The 24,450-nt window shown below is 53.7% G+C and carries 22 protein-coding genes; 1 reads left to right on the top strand and 21 read right to left on the bottom strand.

All coding sequences use genetic code 11. The features are described from left to right. Position 1 precedes the first annotated feature (1 nt). The 9 genes from AC5TBW_RS07420 to AC5TBW_RS07380 all read right to left on the bottom strand — a co-directional run bounded on the left by AC5TBW_RS07420 (position 2) and on the right by AC5TBW_RS07380 (position 9,139). Positions 2-1,369 (bottom strand): MotA/TolQ/ExbB proton channel family protein, encoded by a 1,368-nt coding sequence (locus AC5TBW_RS07420; protein WP_495511440.1) that lies wholly within the window; start codon positions 1,367-1,369, stop codon positions 2-4. Continuing rightward, positions 1,366-2,148 (bottom strand): DUF3450 domain-containing protein, encoded by a 783-nt coding sequence (locus AC5TBW_RS07415; RefSeq protein ID WP_495511439.1) that lies wholly within the window; start codon positions 2,146-2,148, stop codon positions 1,366-1,368. Before AC5TBW_RS07415 ends, AC5TBW_RS07420 begins: the two co-directional genes overlap by 4 nt. A 269-nt stretch (positions 2,149-2,417) precedes the next feature. Next, the gene (gene nrdF / locus AC5TBW_RS07410; protein WP_009286429.1) at positions 2,418-3,389 is read right to left on the bottom strand and encodes a class 1b ribonucleoside-diphosphate reductase subunit beta; all 972 of its coding nucleotides are present in this window, start codon (positions 3,387-3,389) and stop codon (positions 2,418-2,420) included. Between the two features lie 103 nt (positions 3,390-3,492). Then, entirely contained in the window at positions 3,493-5,700 is a 2,208-nt protein-coding gene (gene nrdE, locus AC5TBW_RS07405; protein ID WP_495511438.1) for a class 1b ribonucleoside-diphosphate reductase subunit alpha, read from the bottom strand. Beyond that, positions 5,682-6,113: a class Ib ribonucleoside-diphosphate reductase assembly flavoprotein NrdI gene (gene nrdI / locus AC5TBW_RS07400; protein WP_495511437.1), complete on the bottom strand. Its 432-nt coding sequence runs from the start codon at positions 6,111-6,113 to the stop codon at positions 5,682-5,684. Before nrdI ends, nrdE begins: the two co-directional genes overlap by 19 nt. 9 nt (positions 6,114-6,122) lie before the next feature. Next, on the bottom strand, positions 6,123-6,344 hold the full coding sequence (gene nrdH, locus AC5TBW_RS07395) for a glutaredoxin-like protein NrdH (protein ID WP_008956787.1): 222 nt from the start codon (positions 6,342-6,344) through the stop codon (positions 6,123-6,125). Positions 6,345-6,608: 264 nt separating this feature from the next. Beyond that, positions 6,609-7,220: a superoxide dismutase gene (locus tag AC5TBW_RS07390; protein ID WP_495511436.1), complete on the bottom strand. Its 612-nt coding sequence runs from the start codon at positions 7,218-7,220 to the stop codon at positions 6,609-6,611. 200 nt (positions 7,221-7,420) lie between these two features. Next, the gene (locus AC5TBW_RS07385; RefSeq protein ID WP_495511435.1) at positions 7,421-8,347 is read right to left on the bottom strand and encodes an electron transfer flavoprotein subunit alpha/FixB family protein; all 927 of its coding nucleotides are present in this window, start codon (positions 8,345-8,347) and stop codon (positions 7,421-7,423) included. 42 nt (positions 8,348-8,389) lie between these two features. After that, entirely contained in the window at positions 8,390-9,139 is a 750-nt protein-coding gene (locus tag AC5TBW_RS07380; protein ID WP_495511434.1) for an electron transfer flavoprotein subunit beta/FixA family protein, read from the bottom strand. Positions 9,140-9,612: 473 nt separating this feature from the next. On the opposite strand from AC5TBW_RS07380, the gene AC5TBW_RS07375 reads away from it, so the two are divergent. Then, positions 9,613-11,277 (top strand): electron transfer flavoprotein-ubiquinone oxidoreductase, encoded by a 1,665-nt coding sequence (locus tag AC5TBW_RS07375; RefSeq protein WP_495511433.1) that lies wholly within the window; start codon positions 9,613-9,615, stop codon positions 11,275-11,277. Positions 11,278-11,344: 67 nt separating this feature from the next. Here the strand turns inward: AC5TBW_RS07375 and AC5TBW_RS07370 are convergent, their stop codons facing one another. From AC5TBW_RS07370 to fabF, 12 genes are all read right to left on the bottom strand, one after another. Continuing rightward, positions 11,345-13,525, bottom strand: coding sequence for a putative bifunctional diguanylate cyclase/phosphodiesterase (locus AC5TBW_RS07370; RefSeq protein ID WP_495511432.1), 2,181 nt, complete (start codon positions 13,523-13,525; stop codon positions 11,345-11,347). Between the two features lie 109 nt (positions 13,526-13,634). Continuing rightward, complete coding sequence (locus AC5TBW_RS07365) at positions 13,635-14,072, bottom strand: phosphate ABC transporter substrate-binding protein (protein ID WP_495511431.1); 438 nt, start codon at positions 14,070-14,072, stop codon at positions 13,635-13,637. An 11-nt stretch (positions 14,073-14,083) separates the two neighbouring features. Beyond that, positions 14,084-15,313, bottom strand: coding sequence for a porin (locus AC5TBW_RS07360; RefSeq protein WP_495511430.1), 1,230 nt, complete (start codon positions 15,311-15,313; stop codon positions 14,084-14,086). Positions 15,314-15,473: 160 nt separating this feature from the next. Continuing rightward, positions 15,474-17,684 carry an ATP-dependent helicase gene (locus AC5TBW_RS07355; protein ID WP_495511429.1) on the bottom strand — a complete coding sequence of 737 codons (2,211 nt, stop codon included), beginning with the start codon at positions 17,682-17,684 and terminating at the stop codon, positions 15,474-15,476. Further along, positions 17,681-18,253 carry a DUF1285 domain-containing protein gene (locus AC5TBW_RS07350; protein ID WP_495511428.1) on the bottom strand — a complete coding sequence of 191 codons (573 nt, stop codon included), beginning with the start codon at positions 18,251-18,253 and terminating at the stop codon, positions 17,681-17,683. The genes AC5TBW_RS07355 and AC5TBW_RS07350 overlap by 4 nt, the downstream gene beginning before the upstream one ends. Before the next feature lie 38 nt (positions 18,254-18,291). Next, complete coding sequence (locus tag AC5TBW_RS07345; protein WP_495511427.1) at positions 18,292-19,122, bottom strand: TatD family hydrolase; 831 nt, start codon at positions 19,120-19,122, stop codon at positions 18,292-18,294. Positions 19,123-19,192: 70 nt separating this feature from the next. Further along, on the bottom strand, positions 19,193-19,528 hold the full coding sequence (locus tag AC5TBW_RS07340) for a PilZ domain-containing protein (protein WP_495511426.1): 336 nt from the start codon (positions 19,526-19,528) through the stop codon (positions 19,193-19,195). Positions 19,529-19,580: 52 nt separating this feature from the next. Then, positions 19,581-20,567: a DNA polymerase III subunit delta' gene (locus AC5TBW_RS07335; RefSeq protein WP_495511425.1), complete on the bottom strand. Its 987-nt coding sequence runs from the start codon at positions 20,565-20,567 to the stop codon at positions 19,581-19,583. Further along, on the bottom strand, positions 20,558-21,211 hold the full coding sequence (gene tmk / locus AC5TBW_RS07330) for a dTMP kinase (protein ID WP_495511424.1): 654 nt from the start codon (positions 21,209-21,211) through the stop codon (positions 20,558-20,560). The genes AC5TBW_RS07335 and tmk overlap by 10 nt, the downstream gene beginning before the upstream one ends. A gap of 48 nt (positions 21,212-21,259) precedes the next feature. Next, positions 21,260-22,267, bottom strand: a complete 1,008-nt coding sequence (gene mltG, locus AC5TBW_RS07325) for an endolytic transglycosylase MltG (protein ID WP_495511423.1) — start codon at positions 22,265-22,267, stop codon at positions 21,260-21,262. A gap of 43 nt (positions 22,268-22,310) precedes the next feature. Beyond that, a complete protein-coding gene (gene pabC, locus AC5TBW_RS07320) occupies positions 22,311-23,123 on the bottom strand; it encodes an aminodeoxychorismate lyase (RefSeq protein WP_495511422.1) in 813 nt (270 codons plus the stop codon). Positions 23,124-23,129: 6 nt separating this feature from the next. Further along, complete coding sequence (fabF, locus tag AC5TBW_RS07315; protein ID WP_495511421.1) at positions 23,130-24,368, bottom strand: beta-ketoacyl-ACP synthase II; 1,239 nt, start codon at positions 24,366-24,368, stop codon at positions 23,130-23,132. Positions 24,369-24,450: the final 82 nt, after the last annotated feature.

The following is a 24,450-nucleotide window of genomic DNA, read 5'->3' as shown; positions in this document are numbered from 1 at the left end:
GTTAGTTCACCACGGGTGTGTGAGATTCAAGGTGATCCGCTAGTGTCGCGCTCGCCTGCCCTTCAATCACATGGGTTAAATAACGGCTGCGGCCCGCCAGAGCGGTCTGCACAAACAACAGCGGCACGGCGGTAATCAGACCTAGTACGGTGGTCACCAGTGCCTGACTGATGCCGCCTGCCATAAGCTGCGGGTCGCCGGTGCCAAACACGGTAATCGCTTGGAACGTTACGATCATGCCGGTCACCGTCCCTAGCAAACCGAGCAGCGGGGCAATCGCAGCAAGTAGCTTGACCATTGGCTGGCTACGCTCAAGCTTGGGCAGTTCGGCCAGCACCGCTTCATCTAACCGCGCTTCTAGCGCCTCCGGGGTTTGATGTTTATCCATGCCTTCAAAGCGCAGCAGTACGCGCCCCAACGGATTGTTGGATTGCAACTGAGTGAGCGACTGGCGCTGGCGATTAACGCGCATGCTGACGACCACTAAGTAGAGATACTGCGCCAACCCGAAAATAAGACCCAAGATACCAAGCGCGACAACCACATAGCCAACGTACCCCCCTTGCTGGAAGCGCTCCCATAAACTGGGTTGCTGTGCTAACGCTTCCAGCACACTGCCCTGAGTCGGGTCAACGGCAAATACGCTGCTTTCACCCTGGTAATAGGCCGCTAAAGAGGTGCCTATTTCTGCAGGTGTACGCGGTAACACGGCTAAGCTGTTCTCTCCTTCACCGCGCTGCAACAGCTCGCTTTCGGTGAATGCCGCAAAATCGCCCAGGCGCACGATCTCACGGGGTGATACTTCGCCATTGGCATCAGCGACAGGAAGCGTGAGCCTCTCAGCACGGCCAGTGCGGGCGGTTAGCGCCGCTAAACGATCTACCACTACTTCCAACTGTGAGCGCTCAAGCACTTCCACTTCATCTAAGCGCGGCGGCAGCGATGCTTCCTCCAGCGTTAACAAACTCTCCTCACCTAGCGCATTGCGTACTTCCGAGCTGTGTCGAGCGAGATTCGCGAGCAGACCTGCTAGCGCTTCCCCTTGCTCAGCCTGACGCTCGCTCAGGTCGCTGGCTTGGTCTGTTTGCTCTGCCTGCTGGGCCTGTAGTGCATCAAACTGCTGCTGGACCGCTTCGTGCTCGGTACGCGCCTGCTCGAGGGCAGCTTCCAATGCTTCCTGGTCATCTAGAAAGCCCATTAAACGCTGCTGATCACGCGCTTCAGCGGCCTCTCGTGCTTCGCGTAATGAAGTAACACTCTCGGCTTGCGCAAAGGCAAGACTACTGATGGCGATTAGCCCTAACAAAACCCAAGCATAAACTGGCCGACGAATAGAGAGGCTATCGTTAGCTAAACTAAAACGGCTCATGGTTGCTCTCCCTGCTGGTCATTCGCACTGATTGAGAGCGGCAAGGTTAATAGTGCTGGGGCACGCTGATCTTCCGCCATCCGCAGTCCATTGCGCACTTCGCGCAAGTAAGCATCATCCAATGGCTGCCATGCGCCATTCTCGGCATTCCACACACCACCATCGCGGCCATCGGGGGTGAGGTAGTAAAAACCGATACGGCCGATACGCAAAAAGTCTACTTCACGCTCGCTGTTCTCTTGGCGCAAGCGTCCTCGCCAGCTATCCATCTCACGCCCATAGTCGAGCTCAACGCGCCACGCTTCGAGCAACCCATTGATACGCTCAATACTGTTTTCGCCCTGCTCTTGTTCATGACGCTCAACTCGCGCCAGTCGCTCATCACGCAGAAATGGCAAATCACGCTCAATCCAGCCGCTTAGCTGCTCGGCCATACTCTGCTCGATCACGGGGAGCGCGGCACGCGTCTCTTCAAGCGTATTCAGCGCTGCGGCTAGACGCTGCTGACGTTCAGCCTCTTCTGCTAGTCGCCCAGCCAAGGAAGCATTGTCTGCACTCATTTGGCGAGTTTCGCGCTCTAAGCGGCGTAGCTCCTCCAACTGTGATCGGGTCTGCTCGTCGGCAGCATCAATCTGCTCTTGGAGCGCCGCTTGAACTTGCTGAGCGTCTACACTTTCGGCTGCTTGAGCCGCCACTTGTTCACTTGCCATCAGCGTGCCGCTGGCTAGCACTGCCGCTAACCACCATCCACGCAAGGCAAAGAAAGGCCTGTTCAGCACGTCGACTCTCCGTCACTGAGTAGCGGGCGGTGAGCACCGCACCACTAGAAACTAATTAGGTATTAGAACGATTTGCGTTTAACTTTTACGTTGTCTAGCCTACCACTAATATAATAAATGACAATATTTATCATTAACATCCATGCAACCGTATGCAGTTAGACATAAAAAAACGGCAGTTCTTTCGAACTCCCGCTTTTAATAACTGTTTTAACTTCAGCTTCAAGCATCAATGCGCTGCTTAACTATTAAACCGCCTTAGCTGCTATTCAAAACGCCCAGTCGTCGTCTTCGGTGGCGACGGCTTTGCCGATCACGTAGGAGGAACCGGAGCCTGAGAAGAAGTCGTGGTTTTCGTCGGCGTTGGGTGACAGCGCCGCCATAATGGTTGGATCCACATCGGTAACACTGCTGGGGAACAGGGGCTCGAAACCAAGGTTCATCAGCGCTTTGTTGGCGTTGTAGTGAAGGAATTTTTTGACGTCTTCGCTCAGGCCTACCTCGTCATAGAGTGACTCGGTGTAGCGCACTTCGTTGTCGTAGAGCTCCAGCAGTAGCTCGTAGGCGTAATCTTTAACTTCCTGTTGACGCGCTGGCGTCGCTTCCGCCATTGCCTGCTGGAATTTATAGCCGATGTAGTAGCCGTGTACCGCCTCGTCGCGAATGATTAGGCGAATAAGGTCAGCGGTGTTGGTCAACTTGGCATGGCTTGACCAGTACATCGGCAGGTAGAAGCCGGAGTAGAACAGAAATGACTCAAGGAACACGCTGGCGACTTTGCGCATCAGCGGATCATCCGAGCGATAGCGCTCTAAAATCAGCTCAGATTTCGCCTGCAGCGTCGGGTTCTCTTCGCTCCAGCGAAAGGCATCGTCCACATCACGAGTGGTGCAGAGCGTCGAGAAAATCGAGCTGTAGGAGCGTGCATGCACTGATTCCATAAAAGCGATGTTGGTATAAACCGCCTCTTCATGGGGAGTGCGAGCATCTTCCATTAATACCGGCGCACCCACGCTGCTTTGAATCGTATCGAGCAGTGTCAGGCCAGTAAACACGCGGATCGTCAGCTGTTTTTCTTTTTCGGTCAGGGTGTTCCAGGACTGAATATCGTTAGACAGCGGGACTTTTTCAGGCAGCCAGAAATTACTGGTCAAGCGGTTCCAAACTTCCAGGTCTTTATCATCCTGAAGCCGGTTCCAGTTAATCGCGTCAACCCGCGATAAACGTTGCATGGTATTCATATCACTCTCTCGAAGCCCGGCTGTGACAGCCGGGCTAGCAAAGCTTGGTTATAAAAAGAACGCTCAATACAGACACAAGGCGTAGCGGCAGCAATCAGCGCCATTACAGCGTGCAGGAAACGCAGCCCTCTACCTCGGTACCTTCTAAAGCACTTTGACGCAGGCGAATGTAGTAAAGCGTTTTGATACCTTTGCGCCAGGCATAAATCTGCGCCTTATTGATATCGCGCGTGCTGGCGGTGTCCGGGAAAAACAGCGTTAGCGATAAGCCCTGGTCAACGTGCTGCGAGGCTTCCGCGTAGGTATCGATGATTTTTTCCGGGCCGATTTCGTAGGCGTCCTGGAAGTAGTCAAAATTGGCTTCATCCAGGAAAGGCGCCGGGTAATAAACACGCCCTAGCTTGCCCTCTTTACGAATCTCGATTCTCGCCGCCACCGGGTGAATACTGGAGGTGGAGTTATTGATGTAGGAGATCGACCCTGTCGGCGGTACTGCTTGCAGGTTACGGTTATACAAACCGTGAGCCATGACCGAGGCTTTCAGCTCCTGCCAATCGTCCTGGGTCGGTAGCTCGATTCCGCTGCGCTCAAACAGCCCACGTACTTTATCGGTGCGCGGCAGCCACGCCTGATCGGTGTACTTATCGAAGAATGACCCCGAGGCGTAGGTAGAATCGGCAAAGCCAGCAAACGACTCTTTGTGCTCAATCGCCAAACGGTTCGACGCACGGATGGCATGGAAGGCAACGCAGTAGAAGTAGAGATTGGTAAAATCCAAACCTTCGTCAGAGCCATAGAAGATGTGCTCCCGCGCCAGATAGCCGTGTAGATTCATCTGACCCAAGCCAATCGCCCGCGACTTGGCATTACCTTCGGCAATAGAGGGCACGCTGCGCAGGTTACTCATTTCAGAAACGGCAGTGAGGCCGCGAATGGCGATTTCCACGCTGGTACCGATATCGCCTGCGTCCATCACCTTGGCAATGTTCATAGAGCCCAGGTTACAGGAGATGTCCTGACCGATTTGGCGATAACCCAGGTCATCGTCATACTCGGTAGGCGTGTTGACCTGAAGAATTTCAGAGCAAAGGTTGCTCATGTTGATACGGCCAGCAATCGGATTGGCGCGATTAACCGTGTCTTCGAACATGATATACGGGTAGCCCGACTCAAACTGCAGCTCGGCTAAGGTTTGGAAGAAGGCCCGCGCATTGATCTTATGCTTGCGAATGCGCGCATCCGCAACCATCTCTTGGTACTTCTCGGTGACGCTGATATCGCCAAAAGGCACGCCGTATACACGCTCTACATCGTAAGGCGAGAACAGGTACATATCGTCGTTGCGCTTGGCAAGCTCAAAGGTAATATCCGGAATCGTCACGCCCAAGGAGAGCGTTTTGATACGAATTTTCTCGTCGGCATTTTCTCGTTTGGTATCCAAAAAGCGCAGGATATCCGGGTGGTGAGCGTTCAGGTACACCGCCCCTGCGCCCTGGCGAGCACCCAGCTGGTTAGCATAAGAGAATGCATCTTCCAGTAGTTTCATTATCGGAATAATGCCCGAAGACTGGTTCTCGATACGCTTGATGGGGGCACCCGACTCACGAATATTGCTGAGCAGAAACGCCACGCCGCCGCCGCGCTTGGAGAGCTGAAGGGCCGAGTTAATCGAACGGCCAATCGATTCCATATTGTCTTCGATACGCAGTAGGAAGCATGACACTAGCTCGCCGCGCTGCTGCTTGCCGCAGTTCAAAAAGGTGGGGGTCGCAGGCTGGAAGCGGCCGCTAATGATTTCATCCACCAGTGACTTCGCCAGCGTTTCGTCGCCTCGCGCCAGGGTTAGCGCGACCATGCAGACCCGGTCTTCGTAACGTTCTAGATAGCGCTTGCCGTCGAAGGTTTTCAGCGTGTAACTGGTGTAGTACTTAAAGGCACCCAAAAAGCTTGGGAAGCGAAACTTATACGCATAGGCCTGCTCGAACAGCGCCTTAATAAAGGCGAAGCTGTACTGTGCCAGCATCTCGGCTTCGTAGTACTGCTCTTCGACCAGATAATCGAGTTTTTCCTCTAACGAGTGGAAAAACACCGTGTTCTGGTTAACGTGCTGTAAAAAGTATTGGCGCGCTGCTTCGCGATCCTTATCCAGCTGTAGTTCGCCATTGGCACCGTACAGATTGAGCATGGCATTGAGAGCGTGATAGTCCAACGTGCGCGCTTCCGTCTTCGCTGCTGGCCTTTTTGCCTCAACGTTTTTAGTGGCCAAGTCTTTCGAGGCTAAATCTTTCGGCGCTAGGTTTGTCGTTTCCAAAACTCTTCTACTCCTTGACGGACATTGGCCACGTCATCGTCGGTGCCAAATAATTCGAATCGGTACAGCAGCGGCACATGGCATTTTTTCGCAATAATGCGACCAGCAAGGCCATACGCTTCGCCAAAATTGGTATTTCCCGCGGCAATCACACCCCGCAGGAGGCCCCGGTTATGCGTGTCGTTGAGAAAATGGATGACCTGCTTGGGTACCGCCCCTTGGGCACTTCCCCCACCATAAGTAGGGGTAACTAAAATATACGGCTGTGTAACACGTAACGCAGGCTCATCTCGATTCAGCGGCAGCCGCGTTGCGGCAAATCCAAGCTTTTCTACAAAACGATGGGTGTTACCTGATTTAGTAGAGAAGTACACCAACGTGCCGATTTCTGTAGGTGCGCAACTTGCCAGCATTTGGATGACTTACGCCAGCGCTTGAATGCGGTCTGGGCGGAAACCCGACCAGTGATCCTCGCCAACGACTACGACGGGAAGCTGCCGATAGCCCAGCGCTTCGACTTCTTCTTGGGCGCCGGATTCAGCGGTAATATCAATAACGGTGTAATCGAGTCCCTGCTTGTCTAACGCACGGTAAGTGGCGGTGCACTGAACACAAGCTGGCTTGCTATAAATCTGAATTTCCATGGGTAACCCCCTTTTCATAGCGGCATTTTTCGGGTAGAGCACATCTAGTGCCCGCCCTCTTTAAAAGACACAACGCATACTATATATAGACCATTGGAAAATCAATTCAAGCATATGTGGTATTTTTTATTCACAGGATATTGACAGCTAATACCCAACCCTGCCCCTAAAACATTGCCCCAGACAACAAAAAACCGCCCACTAAAAAAGTGGGCGGTTTTTGACAGCGCCATGTCATGGCGCTGCTAGCGGGTCATAGCAATTTTAGCTAATCGCAGCTTGGTAACGACGCTCAACGTCTTCCCAGTTTACAACGTTGAAGAACGCAGCAATGTAGTCAGGACGCTTGTTTTGGTACTTCAGGTAGTACGCATGCTCCCAAACATCCAAACCGAGCAGCGGCGTATTGCCGTGCATCAGCGGGCTGTCTTGGTTCAGGGTATTTTCGACTACCAGTTTTTTCTCTGGTGTAACGGAGAGCCATGCCCAACCGCTACCAAAACGACCAACGGCCGCTTTTTTGAACTCTTCTTTAAAAGCTTCAAGGCCGCCGAGCTCAGCATCAATCGCTTTTGCGACATCACCCTGGGGGTTACCACCGCCGTTAGGCGACATCATTTGCCAAAACATAGAGTGGTTGGCATGACCGCCACCGTTATTGATAACGGCTTGACGCTTGGCTTCCGGAACACGATCTAAATTAGCGACCAGTTCTTCGACAGGCACATCTTCAAGACCTGTACCTTCCAAAGTGGCGTTCAGGTTGTTGATGTAAGTTTGATGGTGACGAGAATGGTGAATTTCCATCGTCATCGCATCGATATTTGGTTCGAGAGCGTCATATGCGTACGGCAATTCGGGTAGTGTATGTGCCATATCATCATCTCCTTGAGTGGCTTTCGTTGCTTTCACTTACCTATGTGCGGTCAGCCCGCAGCTTTTTCAACCACCGGGGTGGATTTTCTTACCTTTTGCCCCAGTACTTTAGTCAACTATTGCCAGTTTACCTAATAGACCGGGCACAAAAAAGCCGACTTCTGGCGAAGTCGGCTTTTAGGACTTGGTTGCTCAACCGCTTACAGCTTGCTCTCAAGCTCCGGCAGGATCTCGAACAGATCGCCCACCAGGCCGTAGTCCGCCACCTGGAAGATCGGTGCTTCGTCGTCCTTGTTGATCGCGACGATCACCTTGGAGTCCTTCATGCCCGCCAGGTGCTGGATGGCGCCCGAGATACCTACGGCGATATACAGATCCGGGGCAACGATCTTACCGGTCTGGCCGACCTGCATGTCGTTGGGCACAAAACCTGCGTCCACCGCAGCGCGGGAGGCGCCAATCGCCGCCCCCAGCTTGTCGGCAATGCCGTCGAGCAGCTTGAAGTTTTCGCCGTTGCCCATGCCGCGGCCACCGGAGATCACCACCTTGGCACCACCCAACTCGGGACGGTCCGACTTCGCCAGCTCTTCTTTGACGAAGTTGGACTGGCTGTTTTCTACCACGGTATCGACGGCTTCCACCGTCGCGCTGCCGCTGGTGCCGACCGCATCAAAGCCAGTGGTGCGCACGGTGATGACCTTGAGGGCATCGTCGCTCTTGACCGTCGCGATGGCGTTACCGGCGTAGATCGGACGCTTGAAGGTATCAGCGCTGTCCACGGCGATCACGTCCGACAACTGGCTGACGTCTTTTAGCGCGGCCAAACGCGGCAGCACGTTTTTGCCGGTGGTGGAGGCACTGGCCAGCACGTGGGTGTAGCCATCGGCCAGTTCGACCAGCAGCGCGCCCATGGGCTCGGCCAACTGGTGGGCGTAAACGGCGTTATCGGCAACGCGGACTTTGCTTACGCCGTCGAGTTTGGCGGCGGCTTCGGCGGCGGCTTGAACGCCTTCCCCGGCCACCAGCACGTCGATATCGCCACCGATGGCTTGGGCGGCCGCCACGACGTGGGCGGTGGCACCGGCCAGTTGACCTTCGTGTAGATCCGCAAGTACCAGAATGCTCATGGCATCAACTCCTTTCAAAGCGCTTGTAGCAAAGTACTTGTCTCAAAGAACTTTGGCTTCGTTTTTCAGTTTGTCGATCAGCTCGTCTACCGAGGCGACTTTGACGCCGCCTTTGCGCTCGGCGGGCGACTCTACTTTGAGCAGACTGACCTTGGAGGCAACCTCGACGCCGTAGTCGGCGGGGGTTTTCACCTCCAGCGGCTTTTTCTTGGCCTTCATGATGTCGGGAAGCTTGGCGTAGCGCGGCTCATTCAAGCGCAGGTCGGTGGTGACAATCGCCGGTAGCGTCAGCGCGATGGTTTGCAGACCGCCGTCGATTTCACGCGTCACGTTCACCTTGTCGCCGTCCACAGACACTTCAGAGGCGAAGGTGCCTTGAGGCAGGCCGGTCAGCGCGGCGAGCATTTGGCCGGTCTGGTTGTTGTCGGTGTCGATGGCCTGTTTACCCAACACCACCAACCCCGGCTGCTCCTCTTCGACGACTTTGGCCAGCAACTTGGCCACGGCCAGGGATTCGGCGCGCTCATCGGTTTCGATATGGATGGCGCGGTCGGCGCCCAGCGCCAGCGCCGTACGCAGCTGCTCTTGGGCGGCTTTGGGCCCTACCGTGACGACCACGACCTCCGTGGCCACGCCCTTCTCTTTCAGGCGCACCGCCTCTTCCACGGCAATCTCACAGAAGGGGTTCATGGCCATTTTGACGTTGGTCAGATCGACGTCCGAGTGGTCCGCCTTGACGCGGATTTTGACGTTGTAGTCGATGACGCGTTTCACCGCGACGAGTACTTTCATAGGTTCCTCGCTTGGCTTGTTGTAAAGCCGTTACCCTGAGACGGTACCCGCCCAGCGGATACCTCTTATATTGGAGAGCTTCGATTGAAAAGCTACTGAGTACGTTGTTAGCGAAAACGTCTTACAAAACACTACCCAGTTGGCGACATATTCAGATTCATTCAAGCGTTTGATAGGTACGTGATTGAAAAACCCTACTAATCTGCCATAGCCTACCTGTTGGCGACAACACTTGATCACTACTGCGATGGTAGTAGCAGAGAACGACAACTAGCGACGCATACCATTAAGAAATGCTGCTTTCACCATCGTAGGCGTGACCTGACACAGGTATTATGCCTATCATGGGACATAACCAGAAGCAAACGACCGTTTTAAATTAAGACCATCTGTTTATAAACTAGTGCGCATAGCGCAGATATGGAACTAGTGTTTACTAACAATGGTACTTAAAGAGAATAAGGAGAAGCCGGGTGGAAACTGTTGAACGCGATGTAATGGACTTTGATGTCGTCATTGTTGGTGCGGGCCCATCCGGGCTTTCTGCTGCTTGCCGACTTATGCAACAAGCCAATGAAGCAGAGCAAGAATTAACGGTTTGCGTGGTAGAAAAAGGCTCCGAGGTCGGCGCACATATTTTATCAGGCGCGGTATTTGAACCCCGAGCATTGAGTGAACTCTTTCCTGACTGGGAAGAGCGCGGCGCTCCGTTAAATACGCCGGCTATTCGCGACGATGTTTTTTTGCTTAAAGACGCTGAAAAAGCGCAAAAAGTACCCAATGCGCTTGTCCCCAAAAGCATGCACAACACCGGTGGTGACCAGCAGCGTTACGTCATCAGCGCAGGCAATTTGTGCCGCTGGCTTGGTGAACAAGCCGAATCGTTGGGCGTGGAGATTTTCCCTGGCTTTGCTGCCCAAGAAGTGATTATTGAAGATGGCGCGGTGCGCGGCATCTTAATCGGTGATATGGGCGTTGCCGCCGATGGGACGCCTAAAGACGGCTATATGCCGGGCATGGAGTTGCGTGCTAAATACACGCTGTTTGCCGAAGGTGCTCGCGGTCACCTAGGTAAACGCTTAATTAAAGACTTTTCGCTGGATGCGGGTCGCGATCCCCAGCATTACGGTATCGGTCTTAAAGAACTTTGGGATGTGCCCGCTGACAAGCATGAACCTGGCCTTGTGGTGCACGGCTCGGGTTGGCCTTTAGATAAAAATACCCACGGCGGCTGGTTTTTATATCATGCGGAAAACCAGCAGGTCGTGGTCGGTTTGATTATGGATCTTGGTTACCAAAATCCATGGCTTTCGCCGTTTGATGAGTTTCAGCGCATGAAACATCATCCGGTTATCAGCCAGTACCTTGAAGGCGGCAAACGCGTTGCTTATGGCGCCCGAGCAATTACCAAAGGTGGCTTTAACTGCTTGCCTAAAATGACTTTCCCTGGCGGCCTACTGATTGGCTGTGATGCGGGCACCCTAAACTTTGCCAAAATCAAGGGCCTCCACACTGCCATGAAGTCTGGCATGGTCGCAGCAGAAAGTGTGTTTGAAGCAATTAAAGCCGGAGACGAAGGCGCACAAGAGCTAACCAGCTTTACTCAGAAGTGGGAAGCGAGCTGGGCTTATCAAGAACTTAAAGAAAGCGCTAGCTTCGGCCCTGCCATTCACAAATATGGCACCATTGGTGGCGGCGCATACAATTTTGCGCATCAGCTATTGGGCAACAAGCTACCCAACGTGCATGACACCACTACCGACCACGGTGCCCTTAAGCCGGCGGCTGAATTTGAGAAAATCAACTATCCAAAGCCGGACGGAAAGCTCTCTTTCGATAAGCTATCATCGGTGTTTCTGTCTAACACCAATCATGAAGAGAACCAGCCGTGCCACCTGCGCCTGGAAGACCCTGAACTGCCCATTCGAGAAAACCTGCCGAAGTACGCAGAACCCGCGCAGCGCTACTGCCCTGCCGGTGTATATGAAGTGGTTGAAGATAGCGCGGGAGAGCCACGCTTCCAGATAAACTTCCAGAACTGCGTGCATTGCAAGACCTGTGATATTAAAGACCCTGCTCAGAATATTACCTGGGTAGCACCAGAAGGCGGCGGCGGGCCGACCTACCCCAATATGTAAGACTCAAGCCGATACTCACTGCTTACCCTCAATTCGCTGTACAAGGGTAAGCAGTGTTGAGTTTGAGCTACTCCTCTTGGCAATGCTCCTCTGCTGATAATGGTCTGTTGCTATAAAATCCATGAAAGTGGAGATCGGCGTGATGGCGAATAAAATATGCCTGCTCATGAGAAGTCACTCCCTTTGCAAACATCTGAAGACCGAGGCGCTGACCAAGCTCAATCATTGATGAGGATAGCTGCTGGTCACGACGACTGCCTGACAACCCCTCAAGCAAAGAAGAACTTACATTTAAAGCATCTACAGGGAAAATATTTAAGTCAGATAATGATGAATACCCAGTACCAAAATCGTCCACCACAATCTTAACGCCCAGCTTATTTAGCTCTTCAAAGATACTCGCCGTATGATGAACATCTTGCAGTAGCAAGCTTTCCGTAATTTCCAACTCAAGCAGCTCAGGGTTCATACCGGTAGTCGTTAATATGTCGCTGATGCTCTCAACAAAACCATGATCATAAAATTGGCGCTCAGAGATATGGACGGCCATTGTTAATATGGGTAACCCTTGTTGTTGCCACTGCAAGTTTTGCCTACAGGCATTCTCCAGTACCCATTTACCAATAGGTATAGCTAAACCGCTCTCTTCAGCCAGAGTCATGAATTGCGCTGGCTCCAATAGCCCTAGCGTTGGATGCTGCCAACGTAGCAGCGCTTCCATGCCAAGCAAATTACCAGCCTCAACACCATGCTTTGATTGGAAGAACAACCTAAACTCATGACCCGCAAGCGCACGATGCAGGCCGGACTCCAAGGTTAAACGCGCATCCATTTCCGAACTTAATTCAGCGGTATAGAACTGGACATTGTTTTTGCCCAGTTGCTTCGCCTGATACATCGCCATATCAGCACTTTTCATTAATGTTTGCTCGTCAAGCCCGTCAAACGGATACAGCGCAACACCGATACTCACCGAGATATGGCACTCCTGGCCCGCCAGCGCAAAGGGCACTCTAACGGCGGAAAGAATTTTTTTCGCGATGGGCTCAATCTGGTCTTGTCGACTGACCTTACTCAAAAGAATGACAAATTCATCACCCCCTAACCGAGCGACGACATCACTTTCACGCACCGAAGAAGTCAGCCGTCTTGCTGCTTCTTGCAGAAGATGGTCTCCGGCATCATGGCCCAAGGTATCATTGACTAACTTAAAGCGGTCAAGATCCAAGAAAAGCAGCGCGAAGGAGTCACCATGTCGACCGCCAAGCTTCACGGCCTGAGTAATCAGGTGGCTCAAAAAGGCTCGATTAGGCAAATCAGTTAGCGTGTCATGAAAAGCTAAGTGTTCAACCTGCTGAGCATGTAACACACGCTCTTCCATTACCCGCTGCCGCGCCCGCTGAAGTTGACAGCTCAAACGGCCAAGTATCGCCAGAATGATGAGCAGCAGTCCGCTTGTCCAACCGGCCCGCTGCCAATAGTTTCGCGCAAGCTGTTGAGCCGCATCCAACTGCTCCTGGGCAGAGAGTCCTACGACAATCGAGAGGGGAAAATCATACAGTTTGCGTACCAGCGTGTAGCGTTCAACACCTTGCCAGTGGGTCAGAAAGGGAGCGCTAACGGCATCCAGTGTGCTACTTTCCCAAGCCGCTATATCCATCAGTTCGCCTGTATGGATAGTATCTCCTGAACGTCTAACGCGTACGATGCCCTCAGAGCCCACTAGTGCCAGCATCCCCTGCTGGCCCAACGACCGAACTTCATAACTGCTCACAAAGTAGTTGGCATCAATAGCGATAACGACCCAGCCTGAGGCACCCTCTTGCTCAGGCATCAATGGCCGGGTAAAGGTCAGCTGCTTTTCCTGATAAGCATCTACCTCCCCCACTGCTAGGTAATCGTCGCCCAGTGTTATTTGTGAAGGCGGCATTAGGCGCTGCCCAAGCAGCCCCGAATTAGTGGTCTCGATAACCATGCCCTGCTCATCAACAATGCTGATAGTAAATAGCAGTGCTGGCGGCAATAACCGCTGCTCATTTAACACACTGAGCACGCTTGCATGATCGTTACTGTTGGCAGTAAAACGTACTAATTTCAGTGCGGTGTCAATTTCTCTTAAGGCTCTTACCACCAGCGCTTCATAAGTATCGGTAATTTCTCCTACCGACAGCTCTGCCTGACGCTCAATGGCCATACGTTCTTTATTGACTAAAAAATAAGCACTGCCCCATATAACCAACAACATCATTAAAGCCACTAGGCTAAATAGTACAACTGGCTCTACAAGATGATGTGACCATCGATTAATGAAGCTTTTGGATGGGATGAACCGGCTAGGGCCCGTTTGATCATTGAGGCTACTCAATTGTCACCACCCTCAAACGCTCATCAAGAAAAGTAGGGTCTATATAGCCCAGTGCTTTTGCATCACTGACTAATCGCTCTACCACTGCGCGACTATTAGCCAACGCTTGAGGCGGCTGCCCTCGCCCGGTAAATATCTGTCTAGCCCAGTGCGCCTTGATTTGCGCAGAGGTCTGCCCTGTGTAGTGAGTGTAGAATTCAGTTCTCGCTGCCGTACCTTCAGTCTGATCCAAGGGTACCACTTGTACTCCGTTGACTATTATCGTGCGACGCCCTAAATAAATATCCTTTAAGTCACTGTTAGTTAGCCGAGTAAAAGGTGCCTCGGCAGATACAACCACCAACACCTCGGCCGCAGCAGTGTGATTAACCATCGTCAGCGCTGCCCCTAAGAACAGGCTGGCCAAGTGCGCAGTAAGTAGTTTAAACATTGCCACTCTCCTTAAAACACAAAGTCGAGCGCAAGGCTGAACAAGTTGATGCGTCCACCTGGGGTAAACTCGGGCTGTTGATTGATCAGCCCCCCCGATGACTCCGAACGCATATCGATATGATCGTATTGGGCCGTAAAAGCCATACCTGGCCTGAAATCCCAGCGAGCCCCAACCGTAATACTCTCTTGCTGCATTCCGCTGGATATAAACTCATTCAATACGCCATTAAGTAACTGTGCGCCTTCGGCAAAGGGCGAAGGATAAAGAGCAGCATTCAATCCCGGCTCTGACGTATTACTGGTGACTTTTGCTCGCGCCACACCCACATACGGCGTCCACTCGGCTATACGGTAGCCGAACGTCATGTAAGCCCCTTCACTGTCCCCTAAAAGAGAAGGCGACGAAGAGCGCGCCCACTCTCCCATAACAAACCATGAGCCAGGGTCATAACCCACCCCTAAACTCAGTAGGCTCGTGCGCTTGCCATCAACTTCGTAGCGACTAGCGAGCTCTTCACCGGGTAGGCCAAAGAGACGGTATGCATCGAAGAATTGTGAGAGTTCATCCGCGGTCACTTTCAGCTCGCCGTAGCTGGCAAACAGGGTGGTATCTCCCCAATGAGTGCGGTGAGAAACGCCCCAGGAATCGCTGGCGTCGATACTACCCGTCGAGTAATCCACGCTGCCGCCGCCATAATTCATCTGTAATTCATTGGAGGCCTCCCCTATTGGGTATCGATAGCGAATATCAACGCCGTCGAAATTGGCCACCGGAATTAAACGATAAACTTCTTGTGGAGGACGTACCCATGGAGTGGCGTAATTAACTTTACGATGTTCAGAGGCCATAAATGAACTCTGCACCATACGCCCAACGCGGAAACTAAGGTTAGGCGTAATATCGTATTGAACATTTGCCCATTCAATGTCAGGTGCGTAGGAGCCGTCATACCGCTTCTCGCTGACTACCTGAACAACGGAGGACACTCGAGGCGTGATATGTAGCGTAGCTTGAAGCCCTAAGCGGCTATCAACTTCTGCGCTCCAATCATGGCTGTACCCAGCACCTTGTGAAGCAAGAGGGTCATTAACGAAGTCAGCATTCTGCTCGTCAGAGTGAACGACCCCTAGAGTGCCAAAACCATTAAATTCAAGATTAGGCAAAGAGCTATCAGCAAGTAAGGCGCCGCTTTGGGTGACGATCAAAATGGCGCAGAGCCAAGTGACATGCCTTACCATACTCGTTCCCTATTTCATCAGTTATATGCCATGAGCTGCTGAGTATTAGCTCGGTAGGAGTGTAGGTATTAAATCGGCAGGACGCTGCTAAGTCAAACAGCCCTAAAGCTTAATTTGAACTCAGATGTGAAAGAGTGTGTACTATTGGAGAATCAACGACTTAACCAGCAAGCGTTGAGCCATTTTCGAGTAGTTTAATGGGTGCGCGGCGGGCAATGAGCCGTCTTCTTCCTGCCTGATCAAAGCGCACATCAATGACCGGGTCGCTGGCACTTCCCTCTACCGCTGCCACTTCCCCCTCACCAAACACCGCATGATGAAGCCGTTGACCAGGGTAAAAATGGATATCTCCCGAATAGACGCCCCTGGCCTCTTCGACCTGGGCCGCTGCTAGGACAATATCGTCACGGCCCAGCCGCGCCAGATAGCGCTCAACCAGACTGACCGAAGCCACCTGAAGAAAAGCGACGGGTTCGCATGTACTCGCCAAGCAGGAAGCTACACGCATGCTGTCTTGCCAAGCGCTTTCAGCAATAAAGCGACTAGGTCGATGAGCGCCTCCATCGTGGAGGACTAATAGCTGCTCCTGGGCACGTGTAATAGCCACATAGAACAGCCGCCGCTCCTCTTCAAGGCGTTCATCATTTAGCGGGTTATCGCGGCTGTAGTGAGGGAAATCTTCTTCATTAACCCCGGCCACCGCCACTAGTGGCCACTCAAGCCCTTTTGCACCATGCACAGTACTAATCAGCACGCCGCCCGCCTGATTCTCTACCGGACGTTCAAGTAGCTCGATAAAAGCGTCTGGGTCTTGCACGCTTTGCGCTTGCTCAATCAATACGTCGAGTAAACGCACATCCTCTTCGCCTTTATCCCGCCGCGCTGCCGCGCGCTTAAGCGTTTTTTCAGCATCAATACTATCTACCACGTGGCGAAGCAACTTAGCGGGTGGCCATGCACTCAGCTGTGGCAATTCACAGAGCAGCAACCAACGCTTTTTCAGCGTGCGCCGCTGGATCGGCTTTAACGCTGTAAGCATGGGGTCATGCCGCTCGGGCCACTGCTGGGTAGTGGCCAACTGCTGGGCTAAACGCTGTAATCGCTCGCGGGCAACGAAGGGGGTCGGCTGCGAAAGCAGCAGCAGAAGCTGCTGCGGGTCACGCAGAAGGTCAGGACGACGCGACAGCTTTAGATACCCCGCCAGGGCCTGAACCAGCGGCAGACGAAAAACAAAACGATCCTCGCGCTGAAGCCGAAACGGTATCCCGGCCTGTAGCAGCGCCAATTGGAACGGTACCGAAAGCGCCCAGCTACGCACCAGCAAGCTGGCTTCGTTAAACGCCCGCCCCTGGGCCTGCCAGTCCATCAACGCATCAAGTAGCAAACGACTCCCCTGCCCAACTGAAACCCGGGTCTCCGGGTTATTAGCCGCGGCAAGGCACAGCTGATTAGGACGGCGCTGATTAGCGGCAATGGCATGATTCGCAGCCAGCGCCAACGCATGACCGTGCCGGAAGGTGGTGGATAGGGGGTAATCGGTCGCTTCGCCAAAAGTAGCGGTAAAATTTTCCAGCATGGTGTCGGGCTTCGCGCCGCGCCACTCATAAATACACTGGTTGGCATCGCCAACCGCCATTACCTCGGCATTAGAGCCCACCAACGCGGATAATAGCCGCTGCTGGGCGGCGTTAATATCCTGGTACTCATCAATAATGACATGGTCTAGAAACCCTTCAACACGACCGCGTAAAGCATTATCTGCTTCTAACGCCAACAGCGGACGATAAAGTAGATCCGCATAGGTCATTACTCCTTCTGTTTCCAATAGCCTTTCTGCTTCGGCAAACGCCGCTGGAAAATAGTCGGTATCAGGGTCAAAATTCAGCCGCTCATAAAGTGTTTCTGGGGTGATCATTTCGGCTTTCACCAAGCCACAGAAGTGAGCCAAGGTTTCAAGCCGATCCCCTTCCAGCGCTGCATCACGGCGTTCAACTGCATCACGCAGTACATTAATACTTGCCTGGCGAAGCAGCCTTTCTAATTGCCAATCGGCGGATAATAACTGGCGGGGCGCTAGCGCGCCCCAGCGGCATAAACTTTGAGTTAAGCGGTGCCCCAGGGAGTGAAAGGTGCGGACATCGGGCAATGCCTGCCCGGCAGGTGCCATTGCGGTTAAGCGACGCTGAAAATCGTCCTTTGCGGAACGGTTAAACATCAGCACTAAGATACGTTTTGGCGGCACACCTCCAGCCAATAGATGCAGCACACGAGCGGCCATCGTGGTGGTTTTGCCTGCCCCAGCCACCGCTGCCACGCGCGCATGCCCGGCTTGATGATTAACAACCGCTTGCTGTTCGGCAGTTAGCTTCACGGCATCTCGCCTGATGATTCGTCCTCAAGCTGTCCTAGCGCAAACCACTGCCCGGCACTCATCAACCCAATTTCCTTGATCCCATCATTGACCTCTCGCGTTTCTGCTACCTCAACCAGTCGGTAATAGACATTACGGTGCAACCTAGCGGCCAACCCAAAACGCACGGGCAGTTGCGGTACCGCTTCGCCTTGGGGGGTTGAGGTAATGGAGAGCGGATGCTCGGCATCAAGGCAAACAACATCATCAAACTGAGTGGTAAACCACCAAGCTCCGTCACGAAAGTCAGCTTCTACCGCGACCAGCGGCAGGTCTTCGACCTTTATCCGCCAGCGTTCCACCGGTGTGACCAGGCAGTAACCCTCTTCATCAAGGCGCAGCAGTGTTGCCAATAGGCGCGCTACCTTGGGGCGGGCAAACGGCTGGCCTTCGTGCGACCAGCTACCGTCGGCGTGAATAACGATATTCATATCGCCAGAGAGCGCTGGGTGCCAGTCATCGAGCGGTGGAATAGCACCAGCGCGCTCCTCGTCTCCGCTACCTTGCTGCAGCAATCGATCAATATTCATCTCGCCCACCTCGCTTGAGCGTATTCAGGGCGCATCGGTTACAGAAACCCAGAGTGCGCCAGCGCCTCTTTGACGTGTTCCGGTGCATCGGGAGCCGCGGCACGAAAGAGCTGATAAAAATTGGCGGTCGTCTGCATGGCCACTTCATCGACACTGATGCCCCGCTCCTGGGCGATGCATTCAGCCACTTGCACCACCCAAGCAGGCTCATTGGGCTTACCGCGATGAGGAACGGGCGCTAGATAAGGGCTATCGGTCTCAATCAGCAGGCGATCAAGCGGCAGCTGACGGGCAAGCTCACGCAGCGGAGCAGCATTGCGAAAAGTGATAATCCCCGATAGCGAGATATAAAAACCCAGTCGCACCGCCTCACGGGCCATCGCTATATCTTCAGTAAAACAGTGTAATACACCACCCACGCGCGGGTCGCTATATTCACGCAGCAAGGCCAAGGTTTCCTCTTTGGCTTCGCGGGTATGAATAATCACCGGCAGCTCTAACTCTCGCGCAGCGATTAAGTGACGGTTGAAGCGCTCGTGCTGAATCTCGATAGGTACGCTGTCGCGGTAGTGGTAATCCAAGCCGGTTTCACCGATCGCCACCGCCCCATACTGCTCAGCGGCCTCTTTAATATCGACAATGCTGGGTTCGCTCTCACTGTGGTGCAAGGGGTGTAATCCAGCGGAAATCACCACATCTTGATGGGTGCGGGCAATGGCCGCCAGTTGCGGCATATCTTCTAACGTAACTGCTACAGCAAGAAACTGATTGACGTGAGCAGCGCGAGCGGCTGCCAGGGTGGCGGCAATATCGCCCCCATGGGTCTGGTCGGATAAACGATCTAAATGACAATGTGAATCAACAAACATATAGGTCTCGACAACGGCTAGGCCCTAAACACGATGATAACTGCATTCAGAGCGTAAGCGACGATTTGATTCAGAGCGTGAACGAGGGCGCTGCTTTATCTAACTGGCCGGCAAGCAGCGTCTCAATGCGGTCACGCACGAGATAGTCTTGCTGGCTGAAATGAAGGCCAATGCCTGGCATACGACGACCACTTACCCCGTCCGGCGATACCCACACGACCTGTCCGGTGATCGATAGGCGTTCGCTTTCACCCGGAAGCGTAAGCAGTAAAAGCACTTGCTGGCCAAGCGCGTAGGGGGTCTGAGTAGGTACAAAAATCCCCCCACGGTCCAGAAAAGGCATATACGCGGAAAGCAGTGTCGACACATCCGGGACGGTAAGAGAGAGCGCTTTCTGAGCTACCATGACGACCTCGGTGCACTGTTTTGAACAGCCGTGGGGGAATGAACAAATACCGCTATGAGCGAAGCAATGCCGCCCAGCGTACTAACCATGCTTCAAGCACTAGCTGAGGGTTGGGGTTTGCCCCCACCGCCAACAGTCGTCGCTGTTCGCGGGCATAATCGAGCAGGCGAAACCAGTCCTGAGCGCGACCATTTTTAACTGCTTGACGATAGAGCGGCTCGAGATCAGGGTTATGCAACACCGCCCCTTCACCGGATAAACCCAGACGGATCAGGTCTTCCAGCCACGCGATACCGTACCACAAGATGGCATCAATCGCCTGGCGATCCAGGCGTGCGGCCTCCGAAACAGGCTCAGCGCCGCGCACCAGTTGTTCAAAACTGTCGTGAATTTGATGGCGTAAGGCACGCTCTTCAGGCGCCGCCAACTCCACGGCGAGCAGCGGCAGTCCGCCTGCCACCTGCCACCAGAAGTAGGCTTCATCGGCGCTGCCCAATTGCTCAATTAACCAACCGCGACAAGCCTCAAAGGTAACGCTTGGCAATGACCACTGCTGACAGCGAGAGCGAATCGTGGCTAGCATGCGTGAGGGCACGTCTGAGAGCAGAATGAACAGCGTCTTATCGCCCGGCTCCTCCAGGCTTTTTAGCAGCGCGTTAGCGGCGGCGACGTTCATTGCCTCGGCAGGCGAAATCACAATCACACGATAGCCACCCTGTTGGGCGGTTTGTGAGACAAAGCGATTAACCTCGCGAATCGGGTCGATGCGGATTTGGCGCTTGCCCTCTTCCGGCGAGACCCTCAACAGATCCGGGTGATAACCTGAGGCTAGCATCGCGCAGCTATGGCAATGGCCACAGGCTTGATCAGCAGGCGATGCGCATAGCGTTCGGGCAATCAATGCCTCTGCCAACTGCTGCTTACCCACGCCATGGGCGCCGTGAATTAATAGCGCATGAGGCATGCGCCCACTGTCTGCCAAGCGGGTTAAATGCTGCCATGTGGCTTGGTGCCAAGGCATTACGCCGGTTAACGCCATGCGGCGACCCGTTCCATCAGAGTGTGACGAATCTGCGCTTGTACCGTGCCTAGTGAGTGCTGGGCATCAATCACCGCAAAGCGTCCGGGGGCTTCCTCTGCGCGTGCCAAATAGGCGTCACGCACGGCCTGAAAGAAGTCACCCTGCTCTTGTTCGAAACGGTCACGCTGTTCATGACGGTCACGCAAGCGTGATTCTAACCGCTGCTTTGCAGCCTCTTTGGGCATATCGAGCAAGAGTGTTAAATCAGGAGAGAGTCCCTGTTGAACAAAATCCTCCAATACAGCGATACGCTCTTTGGCAATACCTCGTCCACCACCTTGATAGGCAAACGTCGCATCGGTAAAGCGATCGCAGACCACCCATGCCCCTCTTGCCAAGGCGGGGAGTATTTTTTCTGCCAAGTGCTGCGCTCGCGCGGCGAACATCAGCAGCAGCTCTGCATCGATGTGCAGCGGCTCTTGGGGCGCGGGGTCCAGCAGCAGCGCGCGGATAGCTTCGCCGCGAACCGTGCCGCCCGGCTCGCGAGTGCGCACCACTTCCAACCCCTCGGCCTCCAGGTACTCGGCGACAAAGCCCACATTGGTGGATTTCCCCACGCCTTCGCCGCCTTCTAGCGTAATGAAGCGTCCACGCTTACTCATCATGCTCCCTTACAGTGGTCATCAATCATTGGCATTCTGTCATGGCGATTATCGATTGCGGATATAGCGATTAACGGCATTGTTATGCTCACGCAACGTTCGCGAGAAATGGTGTGTGCCATCGCCACGGGAGACAAAATAGAGCGTTTCGCCAGGCAACGGGTTCACTGCCGCTTCTAACGAGGCACGTCCCGGCATGGCAATCGGTGTGGGCGGCATCCCGTCAATGACATAGGTATTGTAAGGAGTAGCCTCACGCAGATCAGCGCGGGTAATCCGCCCCTCATAACGCTCCCCCATTCCGTAAATAACCGTCGGGTCGGTTTGCAGACGCATGCCCTGCTCCATACGACGCTTGAACACCCCGGCAATTTCGCGCCGCTCCTCTGGAGCACCCGTTTCCCTCTCAATCAAGGAGGCCATGATCAGCGCCTCATAGGGAGAGTCAATGGTTAGGTCGTCTGCACGCTCCTCCCACACCTCTTCCAGAATATGCTCCATTCGCTCCAATGATTGACGCAGGATATCGACATCGCTCATACCCAGGTGAAAGCGATAGGTATCGGGAAAGAACCAGCCTTCTGGAAAAGTGCCTTCGCGGTCGAGTAGGGCCATCACCTCCGCGTCGCTCAACTCCGCAGTGCGGTGGTCGAGCTTCGGCGCTGCATTGAGCAAATCGCGCATCTGTCGAAAAGACCATCCCTCAGGAATGGTCAGCGAGTAGGTAACCACTTTATTGCTACCCAACAGTGCCATCATTTCCAGACCGCTCATATCCGGCAACAGCTGATATTCACCGGTACGCAGCCGCGGCACACGCTCTGGCTCGACCCGTGCTAGCAAGCGAAACGCCCAGGCATCTTCCAGCACGCCCTGGTCTTCCAATTGCGCAACTACCTGATTAAAGCCCGCGCCAGAAGGCACTTGGTAAAGCATTGGCTCATCAAGCACTAGCGGTGCCTCTAATCGGCTCTGCCAATAGAAATAACCGCCTGCCACACTTGCAGCCCCGATGACGACTAATACCAATAAAGCGGTTAATAACCGTTTCACCATGACACCTCTAGGAAATTACAGAGCAATATCTATCACACTACGCTTAGGCAACATCTAATAGTTGATGTGCCAAACGTTGAAATGGGTCGAGCTTACTGACAGGCCAACGCTGTATCAGCGAGCCATCAGCTGCAAGCAGTGACGTAACGGGCCACACGCCTTGAACAGAATTTGCCACCCACAGTCGTTCTACCGCCGCAAGCTGATGGAGCGGCAGTGATGCCTGCTCCACAGCACCTCGATCAATCAATGCAGCACGCAGCGTACCTGCCACACCGCACTGGTCAAGCAGAGGTGTCAACACCTTCCCGGCCTGCTGCCAAAAAATGTTCATACTGGTGGCTTCAATCACGTGGCCATAACTATCGGCAAGCACGCCTTCGGCAATAGTGGTATCACTCCACTCTTGACGCGCCAATACATTTTCCAAGCGATTTAAGTGTTTAATCCCCGCCAGCCGTGGCTGATGCCCTAAACGAAGGTCACAAAGTCGCACCGTCACACCTTGGTGCCAATGCTCTGCCGACGGCTGAAAAGGCGTTCGACGACTCAACAGACGCGACTCCACCTGATCTGGCAGGGCATAGCCACGGCCTCCGCTGCCACGGGTCAGTATGAGCTTTAGAACTTCGAACTCAGCGGTCGGGTCGCCTTGCCAAGTCGCGTCAAGCGCTGCTTGGCTAGGTAGTGGTATCCCTAAACGATGACAGCCCCGCGCTAAGCGTGCTGTGTGATAGCGCCACAGTACCGGTACGCCAGCGCGCAACAGTACCGTTTCAAACAAGCCATCACCATACGCTAGCCCACGATCATCGAAAGGCACGTAATTATCAACAGACGCTGAGGGCTGAGCCATCTGCAACTATATCTTTTTAAACAGGAGCGAGCCGTTAGTGCCACCAAAGCCAAACGAGTTGGAAAGCGCTATATCGATGCGCATATTACGTGCAGCGTGCGGCACGTAATCGAGGTTGCAACCTTCCTGCGGGTTATCCAAATTAATCGTCGGTGGCGCAATCTGATCTCGAATAGCCAAGATACAAAATACGGCTTCAACAGCGCCTGCTGCACCTAATAGGTGGCCAATCATCGATTTAGTGGAACTCACTGCCACGCTATTCGCAGCGTCGCCCAACACATTCCCGATAGCGCGGCTTTCGGCTAAGTCACCCGCAGCCGTCGACGTTCCATGAGCATTGATGTAATGCACTTTAGAAACGTCTATCTGGGCATCTTTGATTGCATTGCGCATTGAGAGCGCTGCACCACGCCCATCTTCCGGTGGCGAGGTCATGTGGTAAGCGTCATCACTCATACCGAATCCCACCAGCTCAGCGTAGATGTTAGCGCCACGCGCCTTGGCGTGCTCATACTCTTCGAGCACCAACACACCCGCCCCGTCTGATAACACGAAACCGTCTCGGTCTGCGTCCCAGGGGCGGCTAGCCGCTTGGGGATCGTCATTACGCGTCGAGAGCGCGCGAGCGGCGGAAAAACCACCCAAACCTAACGGCGTGGTCGCCATTTCAGCGCCACCGCAAATCATGACGTCCGCATCACCATAGGCGATGGTGCGAGCGCTGTAACCGATATTGTGGGTGCCTGTGGTACAGGCGGTGGTAATCGCTATGTTCGGCCCTCTAAAGCCATGCTGAATGGCCATATTGCCCGAGATCATATTAATGATGGAGCCCGGTACAAAGAATGGCGATACCTTGCGAGCGCCGCCTTTATTAAGTGCGTTGTGGTTATGCTCAATCATGGGTAGACCACCAATGCCTGAGCCAATAGCCACACCGATGCGATCTGCATTCTCTTCGGTACACTCGATACCAGAGTCTTCTACCGCTTGGGCGCCTGCTGCCATGCCGTACTGAATAAACAGATCCATCTTGCGGGCATCTTTTGGATTCAGGTACGGACTAATATCAAAGTTTTTAATCGACCCACCAAACCGCGTATTGAAGCCGCTGGTGTCAAAATGTTCGATAGGGGTAATACCGCTTTTACCGGCCACAATGTTGGCCCATGACTCATCAACGCTATTACCCACTGGGGTCACCAGGCCTAACCCAGTTACCACTACCCTTTTCCGTGCCATCAGCTTTCCTCCAGGCATCCATGGTGACGCGACCCACTTGGGTCATTTGCTGCTTAAATTTGGTCAATAGTATAACGGAGAT

Source organism: Vreelandella sp. ssv (assembly GCF_059448525.1).
The sequence above is the reverse complement of the archived record's forward strand: the minus strand, read 5'-3'. Positions and strand labels throughout refer to the sequence as shown.